13 protein-coding genes are annotated in these 13,835 nt (G+C 69.1%); 12 read left to right on the top strand and 1 reads right to left on the bottom strand.

The features are described 5' to 3' along the window. Positions 1 to 8: 8 nt before the first annotated feature. The 8 genes from ACTIE5_RS07470 to ACTIE5_RS07435 all read left to right on the top strand — a co-directional run bounded on the left by ACTIE5_RS07470 (position 9) and on the right by ACTIE5_RS07435 (position 5,962). Positions 9 to 2,135, top strand: a complete 2,127-nt coding sequence (locus ACTIE5_RS07470) for a prohead protease/major capsid protein fusion protein (protein WP_439549064.1) — start codon at positions 9 to 11, stop codon at positions 2,133 to 2,135. Between the two features lie 82 nt (positions 2,136 to 2,217). Then, positions 2,218 to 2,565: a DUF2190 family protein gene (locus ACTIE5_RS07465; protein ID WP_439549063.1), complete on the top strand. Its 348-nt coding sequence runs from the start codon at positions 2,218 to 2,220 to the stop codon at positions 2,563 to 2,565. Further along, complete coding sequence (locus ACTIE5_RS07460) at positions 2,562 to 3,200, top strand: structural protein (RefSeq protein ID WP_439549062.1); 639 nt, start codon at positions 2,562 to 2,564, stop codon at positions 3,198 to 3,200. The genes ACTIE5_RS07465 and ACTIE5_RS07460 overlap by 4 nt, the downstream gene beginning before the upstream one ends. Continuing rightward, positions 3,197 to 3,505 carry a head-tail joining protein gene (locus ACTIE5_RS07455; RefSeq protein WP_439549061.1) on the top strand — a complete coding sequence of 103 codons (309 nt, stop codon included), beginning with the start codon at positions 3,197 to 3,199 and terminating at the stop codon, positions 3,503 to 3,505. Before ACTIE5_RS07460 ends, ACTIE5_RS07455 begins: the two co-directional genes overlap by 4 nt. Before the next feature lie 10 nt (positions 3,506 to 3,515). Continuing rightward, positions 3,516 to 3,815, top strand: coding sequence for a hypothetical protein (locus ACTIE5_RS07450; RefSeq protein WP_439549060.1), 300 nt, complete (start codon positions 3,516 to 3,518; stop codon positions 3,813 to 3,815). A gap of 3 nt (positions 3,816 to 3,818) precedes the next feature. Next, a complete protein-coding gene (locus ACTIE5_RS07445) occupies positions 3,819 to 4,544 on the top strand; it encodes a DUF6441 family protein (RefSeq protein WP_439549059.1) in 726 nt (241 codons plus the stop codon). Beyond that, positions 4,541 to 4,987, top strand: a complete 447-nt coding sequence (locus ACTIE5_RS07440; RefSeq protein ID WP_439549058.1) for a hypothetical protein — start codon at positions 4,541 to 4,543, stop codon at positions 4,985 to 4,987. The genes ACTIE5_RS07445 and ACTIE5_RS07440 overlap by 4 nt, the downstream gene beginning before the upstream one ends. Positions 4,988 to 5,008: 21 nt before the next feature. Continuing rightward, positions 5,009 to 5,962, top strand: a complete 954-nt coding sequence (locus ACTIE5_RS07435; RefSeq protein ID WP_439549057.1) for a phage tail tube protein — start codon at positions 5,009 to 5,011, stop codon at positions 5,960 to 5,962. A gap of 150 nt (positions 5,963 to 6,112) precedes the next feature. On the opposite strand, the gene ACTIE5_RS07430 is transcribed toward ACTIE5_RS07435, so the two are convergent. After that, entirely contained in the window at positions 6,113 to 10,000 is a 3,888-nt protein-coding gene (locus ACTIE5_RS07430) for a CHAT domain-containing protein (protein ID WP_439549056.1), read from the bottom strand. A 262-nt stretch (positions 10,001 to 10,262) separates the two neighbouring features. Here ACTIE5_RS07430 and ACTIE5_RS07425 point away from each other — a divergent pair, with 262 nt between their 5' ends. The 4 genes from ACTIE5_RS07425 to ACTIE5_RS07410 all read left to right on the top strand — a co-directional run bounded on the left by ACTIE5_RS07425 (position 10,263) and on the right by ACTIE5_RS07410 (position 13,835). After that, positions 10,263 to 10,640 carry a hypothetical protein gene (locus ACTIE5_RS07425; protein ID WP_439549055.1) on the top strand — a complete coding sequence of 126 codons (378 nt, stop codon included), beginning with the start codon at positions 10,263 to 10,265 and terminating at the stop codon, positions 10,638 to 10,640. A 164-nt stretch (positions 10,641 to 10,804) separates the two neighbouring features. Beyond that, on the top strand, positions 10,805 to 10,957 hold the full coding sequence (locus ACTIE5_RS07420) for a hypothetical protein (RefSeq protein ID WP_439549054.1): 153 nt from the start codon (positions 10,805 to 10,807) through the stop codon (positions 10,955 to 10,957). A 29-nt stretch (positions 10,958 to 10,986) separates the two neighbouring features. Beyond that, positions 10,987 to 13,143: a tape measure protein gene (locus tag ACTIE5_RS07415; protein ID WP_439549053.1), complete on the top strand. Its 2,157-nt coding sequence runs from the start codon at positions 10,987 to 10,989 to the stop codon at positions 13,141 to 13,143. A gap of 5 nt (positions 13,144 to 13,148) precedes the next feature. After that, the gene (locus ACTIE5_RS07410) at positions 13,149 to 13,835 is read left to right on the top strand and encodes a hypothetical protein (protein WP_439549052.1); all 687 of its coding nucleotides are present in this window, start codon (positions 13,149 to 13,151) and stop codon (positions 13,833 to 13,835) included.

The raw sequence follows: 13,835 nt of genomic DNA, 5'->3' as shown, positions 1-13,835 counted from the left end.
TCTTCGACATGACCGAACCGATCGAGCCGGGCGGAGGCATCTCCGCGCCGGAGGCCACGCCATTGCCCGATCGACTTCCCGCCGCTGGGCAGTCGATCGTGGCCTGCCGCGCGCTGGCCGCGCCCGTCACAGTCAATCGCGCGGCCCGCACCGTCGAGGTGGTGTGGAGCACCGGTGCGCGGGCCCGCAACTTCGTCCCACCCCTCGGTCCCATCATCGAGGAACTCGACATGCGGCCCGAGGCGGTGCGCATGGACGCGCTGCGCTCGGGCCGCGCGCCGGTGCTCGACACCCACCGCCGTGCCGGCACACGTGATGTTCTGGGCCGTGTCACCGCCGCCCGCCTCGAGGCCGGCCGCGGCTACGCCACGCTGCAATTCAGCGGCGCCGATGACGTGGAGCCGGTCTGGCAGCGCGTTGCCGACGGCACGCTGCAATCCGTCAGTGTCGGCTACCGGGTACACCGTTACGAGCCGCGGCCGGACGCCGCCACCGGCCAGACCATCCATCGCGCGGTGGATTGGGAGCCCTACGAGATCTCGATCGTGCCCGTCCCGGTGGACGGCCTGGCCGTGATCCGTGGCGAGGGGGATCAGGGCACCCCCGCCACGGCCATCGAACCTGCCCTGACCATCCCCGAGGAACCACCCATGCCCGAGACGACGCCGGCTTTGCCGGATCCTGCGCCGGCGCCGCCCGCTGCGTCGCCCACCACCATGCCCCAGGAGAGCCCCGTGACCACGACGCCCGCCACCCCGCCCACCGCTCCGCCCGAGCCGACCCGTGCCGCGCCGCCGGCCCCCGACCTCGACGCCATCCGCGCCGAGGCGGAGCGCGCCGCCGTCGAGCGCATCGCCGCCTATGAGCCGGTCCTCACCGCCGCCCGCGGCCTGGTGACCCCCGACATGCTCGACGCCATGCGCGAGGCCGCCATCCGCGACCGCATCTCGCCCGAGGTGCTGCGCGGTCGCCTCTGGGACGCCTTCGCCCAGAGCGCGCCGCGCCCCTCCCTGCCGGCGCGGCCGGAGACCGGCCCCGGCCAGGACGATCCGGCCAGCCTGCTCGACGCCATGGCCGAGGCGCTCGCCGCCCGTTCCATGCCCGGCTACCAGGCGCCCAACACCGGCCCTGGCGCCGGACGCCACGTCGAGTTCATGGGCTGGCGCCCCTCCGACATGATGGGCGAACTGCTCCGCGCCCGCGGCGAGCGCAACATCCCCCGCAACCCCACCATCCTCGCCGAGCGCGCCTTCCACACCACCAGCGACTTCCCGGCGCTGCTCTCGGCCGCGGCCAACAAGATGCTGCTCGCGGCCTATGCCCCGGCACAGCCGACCTACCGCACGCTGTTCCTCCGCCGCGACTTCCGCGACTTCAAGCCGCACCGCCACCTGCGCGTGGGCGACTTCCCCAACCTCGTGGCGCTCTCCGAGAACGGCGAGATCCAGGCCGGCACCATGTCCGAGAGCCAGGAGCTGGTGTTCCTGCAGACCTTCGCGCGGCGCATCCGCGTCACGCGGCAGATGCTGGTGAACGACGATCTCGGCGCCTTCACCGACTTCGCCAGCATGATCGGCCGGCGCGTCGCCGACTTCGAGAATGCGACGGCCTATGCCCTGGTGAACAGCGCCACCGGCGACGGCCCGACGCTGGTCACCGGCGCGGCCCCAGTCTTTGCCACCGGCGCCGCGCGGCTGAACAAGGCCACCGCCGGCACGCTGCTCGACCTGGGCAATCTCGCGCTGGGGCGTGCCGCGGTGATGCGCCAGCGCACGCTGGACGGCCTGCCCATTGCGGTCGGCTCGCAGATGCGCCTGCTGGTCGGGCCGAACCAGGAACTCGCGGCGCGCCAGCTCACGGTCTCGGTCCAGGCGACGCAGACCAGCAACGCCAATGTCTACGCCGGCTTCGTGCAGCCGCTGGTGGAGCCGCTCATCCCGGCCAACCGCTGGTACCTGTTCTCCGACCCCTTCGCGGCGCCGGTCTACGTCTACGGCTACCTCAACGGGGCCGAGGGGCCGCAGGTCACCACCGGCAATGTCCAGGGTGTGGACGGTGTCGAGGTCAGCGTGATCTTCGACTTCGGCGTGGGCGCCATCGACTGGCGCGGCGCCTGGTTCAACCCGGGCACCTGATCCCGGCTCCTCTCTCCCATCGTGAACCCATGCAGAGGGCGTCCTTCGGGACGCCCTCTGCGTTTCTGGAGACGCCAATCCCATGCGCAACTACGTCCAGCCGGGCAACAGCCTGGCCATCGCCGTTCCCTATGCGGGCGGCATCCTCTCCGGCCAGGGCGTCCTCGTCGGCGCGCTCTTCGGCGTGGCCGCCGTCGACGGCGCGCAGAACGCCGTCATCGAGGCCGCCACCCAGGGTGTGTTCGACATCACGAAGGAACCGGCGCTCGCCATCACCGCCGGCGCCCGGGTCTTCTGGGACAACACCAACCGCCGCATCACCACCACGGCGACCGGCAACTTCCAGGTCGGCATCGCCACCCTGGCCGCGCTCGCCGCGGACACCACCGTCCGGGCGTGGCTCAACCGCGTGCCGGCAATCGGGACGTGAGTATCGATCCCAAGGCCACGCGGGGCTATCGCAACCGCAACCCGGGCAACATCGAGCACGTCCCCGCCAACAAATGGCAGGGGCTGGCCGATCCGCCTTCGGATGGGCGGTTCTGCCGCTTCACCAGCCACGAGCTCGGCATCCGCGCGCTGGCGGCCCTGCTGGTCACCTACCAGGACCGGCACAAGCTGCGGACGCCACGCGCGATCATCGAACGTTGGGCGCCCAAGGTGGAGAACGACACCGCCACGTACATCGCCGTGGTGGCGCAGCGCATTGGCGTCGGGCCGGACGATGCGGTCGACCTGCATCGGCACGATCACCTGCGCCCGCTGGTCGAGGCCATCATCCACCATGAATGCGCCGGGCTGGCCTATCCGGCCGGCGTCATCGATCGGTCGCTGAGGCTCGCAGGGGTTCCGCCAGCCGCGCCGGCAACGCGCCGCGAGGTCGCGGCGGCCACGGGAACCGGCCGCGGTGCAGTGCTGGTGGGTGCGGCGGGCATCGCCACCGCCGTGGCGCAGGCTGCACCCGCCATCCAGGCGCTGGGCACGCTGGCGCCGGTCGTCGCCATTGCGGTCATCGTGGCGGCTATGATCGGCGTGCTCGCCTGGCGGCTGCGGCGGCCAGCGTGAGCGCCTTCGCCGCGGCCATGGACGCGCTGGCCGCAGACCCGAACATCGGTACGAATGCCAGCTATCGCGCAGGGGGGATCGGGGCGCCGGTCCTGCTCCGCGTGGTCCGCTCGGCACCCGATCGGCTTGGAGACGCCTTCGGCACCAGCGTCATCCAGGCCAGCGACGTACTGACCGTCGCCATGGCCGTGCTGCCCGCGGTCGATGCCGACGACACCTTCACCCTCGGCGCCGACACCCTGATCGTCCAGCACGCCGAGCGGGACGCCGCGGGCATCGCCTGGCGCGTCTTCTGCCGCCGATAGGAGCACCACCATGATCGACCCGGAGCGCATCGGCGGCATTGTCGGCGAGGCGCTGCTCGCCGGCGCCCTCGGTGCGCTCGGGGCGATGGCGCGCTTCTCCTCCACCGACCGGCCGCTGCTGACCCGCGCCTACCTGCTGCACGCGCTGGCGGGCGGCAGCCTCGGCACCGGCGCCTGGCTGATCGCGCATGCCTTCGAGCTCGACGGCTGGTGGCTGTTCGCCGTGGCCTGGCTCGCCGGGACGCTGGGCTATGCCGCACTGCACGACCTGCTGCTGCGGACCCTCAGCCGCAAGTTCGGTGGGCGCTGATCCATGCGCCTCGGCGCCAGCATCGCCGGCGACCTTCGCAAGGTGCTGGCCGACGAGGTGCGGGCTGGCGAGCGCGCGGCCATGACTGCCATCCGCGCCGAGACCGATCAGGTGAAGACCGAGCTCCGCCGGCAGGTCACCACCGCCTTTTCCGGCAACGCGCGCGGCATCGCCAATGCCTGGCGATCGATGATCTTTCCCCGGTCCGGGCAGTCACTGCGGCCGGCGGGGTTAGTTTTCACGAAGGTGCCGAAAGTCATCGACGCCTTCGAGCGTGGCGCGCTGATCCGGGCCAAGGGTGGTCGGAAGTTCCTGGCGATCCCCACTGGCTTCAACGCGGCGCGCGGCAGGCGCGGTCGCGGTGAGAAGGGCATGCGCGTCACGCCGGTGCAGATGGTCGCATCCGGCCAGGCGTTCCTCCGGCCGTTCAAGTCTGGGCGCGGCTTTGTCTGGTGCCTGCCACTGCGGCAGGGCGAGCAGACCGGGCGGCGGCGGCGCACGCGGCTGGTGGCGGGCGGCGTGACAGAAGTTGGCACCGCCAACCGCAAGGGGCGCGAGGCCTGGGCCCGCGGCCTGCTGGAGCAGGGGATGGTGCCGATGTTCCTGCTGCTGCCCCAGGTGAAGCTCGCCAAGCGGCTCGACGTGCGGGGTGCGGCTGAGCGCGGGCTGCGCCGGCTGCCGGGGCGCTTCGTGGCGGCCTGGGAACGTGAGAGCGGGAGGGCCGCGTGAGCGCCCGCGAGACTGCCATCGCGGCGCTGCACAGCCGGCTGGTAACGTCCCTGGCCGTTCGGAACCCGGCGCCGACCGTGCTGCGGGGCGAGACCATCCCGCAGCGCATCCCCGCCGGTGGGCTGGTCGTGATGCGCGATGGCGAGACGGTCGAGGAGACGCCCATCCTCTCGCCGCTGGCCTGGCAGATCGAGTACCGCGCAGAGGTCGAGATCACCGTCGCTGGCGCCACGCCCGCCGCGCGCAACGCCCTGCTCGATGCGCTGCTGGTGGATGTCGCCGCTGCCATCAACGCCAACCGCACCCTCGGCGGCGCCGTCGAGTGGGCGCAGCCGGGCAGCGCGTCCTTCGAGGATGTCGAGTTCGAAGGCGCGGCCGCGGCCCGCGCCGCTGCCGTCCCCGTCACCCTCTGGTTCACCGTTGCCGGCTCGCCGCTGGCCTGATCCCTTTCCAGGAGAAAGCCCATGCCTCGTGCCATCGGCGCGAATTGCCGCCTGCTCATGCTGCCCGAGACGACCTACGGCACCGCACCCGGCAGCAACTGGCGGCGCATGCCCTTCCTGTCCTGCGATCTCGGCGCCGAGCAGCCTCTGCTGGATGCCGACGTCATCGGCGTGGGCAGCAACCGGGACCCCGCTGCGCCCTTCCTCGACACGGTGACGGTCGCCGGCCAGGCGGTGGTGCCAGTCGATCTGGTCAACATCGGCCACTGGCTGCGGCTACTGCTCGGTGCGCCGACCACCACCGGCACGACCAACTTCATCCACACTTTCGCCTCGGGCGCGGCCGCACTGCCGAGCAACGCGATGGAGATCGGTTATCCGGACGTGCCGTCCTTCGACGTGTGCACCGGCGTGCGCGCGGACACGCTGGAGCTGGACTTCACGCCGACCGGCGCTGCGACGGCGACCTTCGGGCTGCTGGGCCAAGGCTCGGCGCGCACCGGCGCGACCTCGGGTGGAACGCCGACCAGCGCCGCCTACACCGCCTTCAACAAGGCGCAGGGGAGCATCACCCGCAGCAGCGTAGCCCTGGCGCAGGTCACCGGCGCGCGGCTCACCTATGCCAACGGCATGGAGGCGGTGCGCACCATCCGCGCCGACCGTCGCGTCGAGGGCGTGGATCCCGGCATCGCCCGCTGTACCGGCCAGATCACGGTGCGCTTCGAGAACACGACGCTGCTCGCCCAGGCGCAGGCCGGAACCTCTGCGGAATTCGCCCTGGCCTTCACCATCGACGCGAACCGCAGCCTGACCATCACGCTGCACGAAGTCTATCTCGCGCTGGCCAAGACCCCGATCGAGGGGCCCGCCGGCGTGGAGGCCAGCTTCGATTTCCGGGCCGCATTCAACGCGACGGCGACGCGGATGATGACGGCGGTGCTGCGGAACCAGCAGGCGGGGACGGAGTATGCGTGAGCTCTAAACGCACCCCTTTCCGCCGCTTTGGGCGCAAGGCTGGCGTGGAACAGACCCTGTCTCAAGGACGGATCTTCAGCCAGCGGTTCAGTGTTACGCAGATCCTCTGCAGGGGCGAGCTGAGGCCCGATCGGTGGCAAAGTTCCGATATCACGTAAGCCGCCGCATCGTGGGATCTCCGAAGATCGTCATCGCGAGTCCCCGCGCTGGGTCGTAGGCAAAGTTTCGATCCACGACTTGGTTTGCCGCAAAGTTTGCTTCGATAAGCGTCTCACCGCTCAACCACCGCTCCAGAAAGGTTGGCAGCCAGTGTGAGGGTACTCTTGAATCGAGGGGCCACGGTGACGCAATGACGGACTGAGAGCCTCGGTCCAATATCTGCTTCGCGAGCCCAAGCGTGGTGTGCGCGCCCGGGTGCTTGTCGGCGCGCCCGCCGCTGCATACGAACAAGATTACGACCCCGACGTTCCGAAGTGCCCCGGCGAGATCGCCGGCTGCTACCCGCAAGCCGCCTTCATCCGAGACGACTTGGAAGTAGCGTCCTTCGGGATGCACGCCGCCGTGCGCTGTAATCACAGCCATCGTCGCGCCGGCGAAGGTAGCAGGGAGCGTCGCGCCGTTGTCGACGGTGAATGCGTGCTCTGCGAATGTCGGCTCCAGGCGCTGGGCGATCATGGGTAGTGTCTCGCTGCCGGAGCCACCTACGGCGGTCGAGATCCAGGCACAAAGCCGGCCATCGCCGATTGGGCCGCGGTCACGCGCAGCTTTGAGCCAAGCGAGCGACGGGACCGCTGCCATAGGGCGTGTCCGCCCAGCGAAGTTGTCACCGACGTACAAGAGGTTCGGCGGAAAAGGTTGCAGCGTGGCGTCAGCAGCCACGACTATCGGCCCCTTGGGTAAGGATGACAGCTTCAGATCGGCGGTCGTCGTGTAGAAGAGATTCGGCGTGCTTTCGTCGATCCCGTACTGATAGGGATAGTCCACGGCCCAGGCTCGGAAGCGTGCCTCGTGAAACACGTCGTCGAGTTCGCGGATAGGCGGTTCCAGATTTCCGCCGACGGCGCTGACGCGCACAAGTCGTCCGCTCGCATCAAACCCCGCCTGGACCACGCTCACCCCCGCGTCACGCGACACCGCGCAGGCGATCTCGGCAGGCTCTTCCAATTGCCGGGGTGCAGCAGGTGGCTCAGCCGCCTCATCCCACCCCGGCATAGCAACCCCGCGGTCGGCGAGCAGTTCTAATGCAAAGGAGGTCTGGACTGCATGCTGGATGTATTTCTCGTCAGAGAGAGCTCGACCAGCAACCATCGCCAGATTTCGCATGTCGTAGCCTACATCTTCGGAATAGCGTGCTGGCTCGCTCATGCCGACCAGATCGAAGAGGTCTCGGGCTGATACGGATGGTTCCGACATCGTATTGATTAGAGAGGCAAGGCGACCTCCTGCGCGCTCGCAAAGATCAGAAAAAACTGCTTTTGCGTTCTCAGGGATCGAGGCTTGGCGCTCTTTTCCAAGCCGCAGCAACTGCCCCAAGAGAGCAGCAGCGGGTTCCGTCATGTCATGATGCTGGAGAACGGCCGCACCGTTTACTACCGCATCCTTAAGCAAGGCCTCGAGATCGGCGTTGCCCGCCTCATTCACCTGCAGGGCTACTTGCCGAATCTGTAGTTCGAGCGTGTCGAGCCGGTGCCGATATGTGGCTGATAGCCCCATGTTGTTGAGGAGTTGGCGCGCCTTGTGGATGGCAGATTGAGCGTGCTCTAGCAGGCCGCAATCGCGGAGGAAGCGGGCAACCGCCGTAACCTCCTGCCAGACCTGCTCCTCGTCGGCTGTATCGTCGGCGGCAAGAGTACAAGCGAGGGCCAGCAGCCCCTCTAGGTAGTTGTGACACCGGTGGTAGACGTCGGCCATCACGAACCACCCAAGACGGCGCCGCCGAGGGGTCGCTGCACTGTTCATGAGCGCCTGCTCTGTCAGGTCCCGAGCCAGCTGCGGATGACCAGAGCTCGCCAGCTTTCCAGCGACGAGGCGCATGAGCCGCAGGTCGAAATCTGGATCCGTACTGTGCGGCGTGACAGAGGTCGCGAAAGTGAGCCAAAGCTGGAGGGCAGTAACATCCTCGCTGGAAGCTACCGGAAAGTGACTTAGGTAGTGCGTTACGGCCGAGACCACCTCATCGGCCGGTTCGGTGAGCAAGGCTTTCGGCAGCGTAACCCGCGAGATGACAACGGGCTGCTGTTCCTGCAACCACCCGAACGCGCCGCTCAGGAATGATTTGCGCTCGAGAAGCCAATCCATACGCGCTTTGCCCGGCGTCTCGCGCTTGTCGAGAGTGACGGGTCGCGAAGCAAGCCTAAGGACTACCGACGCCATCAACGCCAGCCCCGCTGTCCCAGCGACGGACGGCTGCACAAGGCTTGCCAAGCCTACCCTCAGTGTTTGATTGGTGGTGTCACCCGCGAGCCGGTCAATTAGCTCGAGCACGGCCGATTGAACCCGCTCGCCAGGAACCGGCAGAGCGCCACCTTTGCCACCGAACAGAAGGATAGCTTCCAGCACTTCGATTAGCAGTCGTTCCCCACGCCGAGCATGTGCGGGGGTCTTCGGCAGCGGTAGGGCGAGTTCGAACGCGTGGAAAACCAACTGGCGTTGGAGCGCATCCCGCACGCACGCCATGCGAAAGGCGTCAGCGAGAATGGTGTCGTCGTCCGCAGATGCGATCAGCGCTGAGTAGTCAGGGGTCTCAGCTCCTGACAGGGACTGGGCTAGCTTGGTGAAGAATTTCGCCTCGGGCTGTCCGTTCGCCTCGCAGGCAAGCATTGCCGCGACGCCGGCATAGTTTCGAGCCGCAACGAGGGCGCGCCGTTGACGCTGTCGGACGCCTGGACTCCCCGGGAAAAGCTTAGCTAGCCGCGCAGCAAACTTCTCCTCAAGCTCGGCACTTCCCGTGTCATGCGCCGTAGCCAGGGCGCTTTCGAGATCCTCCTGGTAGTTCAATTCGCTTACCGTAGGTCCCAACACTTCCGAAGCCAACAGCGATGCGTTCGCGTCCTGAGCGATCCGCGCGAGCTTCACTCTCGACGAGGCATCCAGCTTGCGCTCCGGCGACATCTCGTGGCGGATGGCTCGCAAGGCTTCTGGCAAAAGCCCAGCTCTGTGGAGCATCTGAATGCGGAGGAAGGCTTTTTGCCCGTCGAACGATGGCGGAAGATCATCGATCTCGCGCAGTGCCTGACCGACGCGCCCTTCGCGGATCCATGTGTCCCATTGGCCAGCGCGCGCCGTGAGGACCGTACCGAGATCCGCCTCGTTGCTCGACCCCAGCACCCCGCATCCGTCGATCGAGAGCAGCCTGTCGGAAAGCACCTCTCTTGTCGGCGTGAGCTGGTCCGTGTCGAGCGCGACGTAGACATTGCGCTCACGGGCGACGTCTACGGCCGCCACGGCGAGGGCGTGCACTTGTGGGACCCAGACATCTTGCGGCAGGAGCGGTGTGGCGGAGCCGGGCGCGACATAAGGCTCAATTCGATCGTCTCGGTAGACAGCAGCGTCCGTCACGATAGCTGCGGCGCGCTCTGGCTGAGCCTTTAGAATTTCGACTACCGACGCGCTCCTCCAATCAGGTGCGGCAATAACCTGAAAGCGCTTCTTGAACCACTCCTGAGGCGTGGGGGCCATCTCGCGGCCAGCCAGGAGATGGTATGCCGAAAGCAACTCGCCCCAGGCTTTTTCCCGGGCGGTCTCGACGTCCGTTTCAGGTGGAGCAACGATGACGAAAGCGCGCACAGCTGGCCGGCGATCATCGCCTGAAATCCCTGTGAGCACAGCAGCCAGCATCCCGGCCCGCTCGAGCGGGCGGAGATAATCGATATTCAGGATGTCGGCGCCGCCGAAAATGCCCGGATTCCGAGCGATGAAGTCCTTGAACTCAGCGACGACATCTGCCCGCCCGCGCACCTGCCGGGCACGTACATCGCCTTCAGCGCCTCCATCGTTTTCGTCGACACCCGGCTTTTGGGTCTCCTGATCTTTAGCCATGCAGTTCTCATCAGATCCTGTTGCACCTCCGATCACTCTAAGGAGGCGGCGGACGTGGTGCTGGCCGGACGCGGCAAAATTGCCAGCCCAGCGTCGCGCCTATCCGAGACAATAGCTGTAGAACAGGCACGCTGCGATGGTCCGACAAGTGTCAGATACTGACAATCCCTCGGGCTCGGGGGTGCTGCCTGGGTTCTAACGCTTCGTCTCGCTCACCGAGTCCCAGAATCGCCCAGATCGCGCAACCACCACGGAGAATTCCATGCTCACCCTCGACCTCCCGGCCGAGCCGTACTGGCTCGACCTCCCGCGCGGCGTCCGCGTGGAAATCCGCCCCGTCACCACCGCCGTCATGGCCGCGGCCCAGGCCAGTTCCGCCCGTCGTCTCGGCGCACTCCGCGCCGCCGAGACCGACCTCGACCCCGACATGGCCCGCGGCCTGGCCTTCGCCTTCCTGGTCAAGGCGCTCGCCCGACACGCCGTCACCGCCTGGGAGGGCGTCGGCGACCCCGCCGGCAAGCCGCTGCCGCTCTCGCCCGAGGCCGTCGAGCGGCTGATGGACATGGATGAGATGGCCGCCGCCTTCTGGGACCGCGCCACCGGCCCGGTCGCCGCCGTGGCGCTGGAGGGAAACGGCTAAGGGCTCGGGCCGAATGGCATTTCGGCCAGGGCCCTGACTACTGCCGCGGCTGCGCCGCCCTCAATCGCGACTGCGGCCTCGCCTGCCCCTACGCCGCCCACGCCCCGGCCAGCGTCGAAGGTGCTGCCTGCTGGGCCGCAGGTACCACCTGCGCCACGGCGACCATGGCCGGCCTCGACCTCGACATGCCGGCCGCGCTCGCCACCGTTCGCGAGATGGGCGCCTCCGGCTGGGCCGCGGCCGAACTGCTGCTCGCCATGCGCATGGGTCTCGCCGCCGGCAGCGCCGCGCGGCGCCCTGATTCCCCCGGGCCCTGACCACCCCACCGACGCAGGAGGCGTGACGCATGGCGGATAGCACACGCCGCGTCTCGGTCCGGCTGTCGCTGGACGACGCTGCCCGCGTCAAGCAGGAGCTCCGCGAGGTCGGCGAGACCGGCCAGCGGTCCCTGGAACGCATCCAGGGCGGCGCCGACCGTGCCTCCCGCGCGCTCGACCTGCTCGACGTTGCCGTGCGCGGCGTGCAGATCGCCGGCCTCGCTGCCGGGCTGCGCGCCGTGGTGGTCGCCGGTGATGCGCTCACCCAGTCCATGGGCCGGCTCAACACCGCGCTCGGATCGGTCGAGCGGGCCGGCGAGATCTACGACCGCCTCTATCGCGACAGCCTGCAGACCGGCGTCGCCGTCCGAGAGAGCGTCGATGCCTTCGCCCGCTTCTCGATCGCCGCCCGCGAGATCGGCGCCACCTCCGACCAGGTCGCCACGCTGGTCGGCGGCCTGCAGCGCATCGCCATCGCGTCGGGCGCGTCGCAGCAGGAGATCGCCTCCAGCACCCAGCAGCTCGCCCAGGCGTTGGCCTCGGGCACGCTGCAGGGCGACGAGCTCCGCTCCATCCTGGAGGGCCTGCCCACCCTGGCGCAGGCGCTGGCGCGCGAGCTCGGCGTCTCCATCGGCGAGCTGCGCAAGCTCGGCTCCGAGGGCAAACTCACCGCTGACACGGTCTTCCCGGCGCTGCTGCGCGCCGTCGAGCGGCTGAACGGCGAATTCGAGCGCGCCCCGCTCTCCGTCGGCCGCGCCTTTGGGCAGCTGACGGCTGCCGCCGACCAATTCCTGGCGCGGCTCGACCAAGCGATCGGCCTGTCCAACGCCCTGGCGCGCGCGCTGTCCGGCGCCGCCCGCGTGCTGGACGGCGTGCGCCGCGGCTCTGGCCTGCTGCTGCCCTCCGAGCAGGAGGCCGACCGTCGCGCCCAGGCCGAGGCGCTCCGTGCTCAGATCGCCCGGTTGGAGGCGGAGAACGGCGGCCGCGACAGTCTGCGCTCTCAGCCCCGTCGTGGGTCAATCCGCGGCGGGCTTGTGGGTGCCGCCCAGCAGCAGGCCGGCGTGGACCGCGCCGCGCGCCTCGAGGAACTGCGCCGGCAGTACCAGGAACTCCAGGAGGAGATCACCCGCGGCGAGCAGGCCGCCGGCGAGCGCCAGCGCACCGAGCAGGAGGCCGCGGCTGGCCAGGCCGCCGAGGCCCGCCGCCGCCGCACCGCCGCCGATGCCGAGGAACTGCGCAAGGCACTCGACGACCGCTTCCGGATCAACAGCGAATATGAGGACCGCGTCCGCCGCCTGCGCGAGGCCGAGGCTGCGGGCGGCATCACCGCCGCCGATCGCACCCGCCTCGAAACCCTGGCGCTGCGTGAACGCGACGAGGCGCTGCGCCGCATCGAGGGCACCACCCGCCGCGTGGCCAGCATCCCGCGCCCCGACCGCGAGGCCGAGCGCGAGATCAACGACATCATCCGCGAGCGCGAGCGGCTGATCCAGAACAATGAGAATGCCCAGGAGCGCTACACCCGGCGCCTCGAAACCCTCGGTCGGCTGGTGGAGCGATCGGAGCGCATCGGCCAGCCCATCCCGGACGAGACCGTCTCACGCGAGGCCAATGCCGCGCTGGAGGAGCTTGAGCGCAGCCAGCAGCGCGTCCAGCAGGCGACCGAGCGCACCAGCAACACGGCGCGGGAGCTGGGGCTGACATTCTCGTCCGCCTTTGAGGACGCGATCATCAAGGGCGAGAGTTTCTCGAAGGTGTTGCAGGGCATCCTGCAGGACATCGCGCGCATCGTGGTCCGCCGCACCATCACCGAGCCGCTCGGCACGGCGGTGACCTCCAGCCTAAGTGGCTTTGACTTCGGCTCGATCTTCTCCGGGATCGGCTCGGCGCTCGGCGGGCTGTTCCGCGCCGAGGGCGGGCCGGTGGCGGGTGGGCAGCCCTACATCGTCGGCGAGCGCGGGCCCGAATGGTTCGTGCCGAACCGCAGCGGCACCGTGCTGCCCAACGGCATGGCGCCAGGCGGGCCGGTGATCAACCAGAGCATCACCATCGATGCGCGCGGCGCCGATGCCGGCGTCGAGGCGCGGCTGCGCGTGCTCTCGGCGCAGATCGTGCGGCAGGCGAGTGCGGCCACGCTGGACGCCATCCGCCGCGGCGGCAGCGCCACCTCCATCGTGCGGGGATAGGGCCAATGACCGAATACGCCTGGCCCGCCACGCTGCGGCCGTCGCGGCTGAGCTTTTATCTCCAGCACAACACGCTGCGCTTCGTCTCCCCCATTACCCGCGCCACGCAGGTGCTGCGGCGCGAGGGGGCGCGCTGGGTGGCGGAGGCGAGCTTCGAGCCGCTGGGGCGCGTCCAGGCCGGGGTGATGGACGGGCTGCTGGCGGCACTGGCGGGATCAGCCAACACCGTCCGCATCTGGGACTGGCGGCGGGAATACCGCACCGGCGATCCGCGCAGCCAGGGCGATGTGCCGACCGGGCCATACAGCTTCTCGGACGCGACCATCTTCACGGACGGGACCGGGCTGGTGGTGGGATCCGGCAATCCCTCGCTGGCGGCCGGGGCACCCCGCGGCGCGCTGTCCATCGTCACGCAGGGCTGGTGGCCCAGCACGGTCGCCGTCGGCGCGGGCGACTACATCGGGCTGGGTGGGCGGCTCTACATCGCCACCGCCGCGGTCCCTGCCTACGGCGCCGGGACCGCCACCATCGCCATCGCCCCGCCGCTGCGCGCCGCGGTGGTGGTGGGCGAGCCGCTGATCCTTTCCCTGCCGAGCGTGCCGATGCGGCTGGTCTCGGATGACGAGGCCGCCAACCCGACGCGGCCTGGGCCCTTCGCGGCCGTCACTATTCGCATGGAGGAGGCGCTTTAG

Source organism: Falsiroseomonas sp. (assembly GCF_051859025.1).
In the GTDB taxonomy this organism is placed as follows: domain Bacteria; phylum Pseudomonadota; class Alphaproteobacteria; order Acetobacterales; family Acetobacteraceae; genus Falsiroseomonas.
This window is presented reverse-complemented; position numbering and strand designations above follow the sequence as displayed.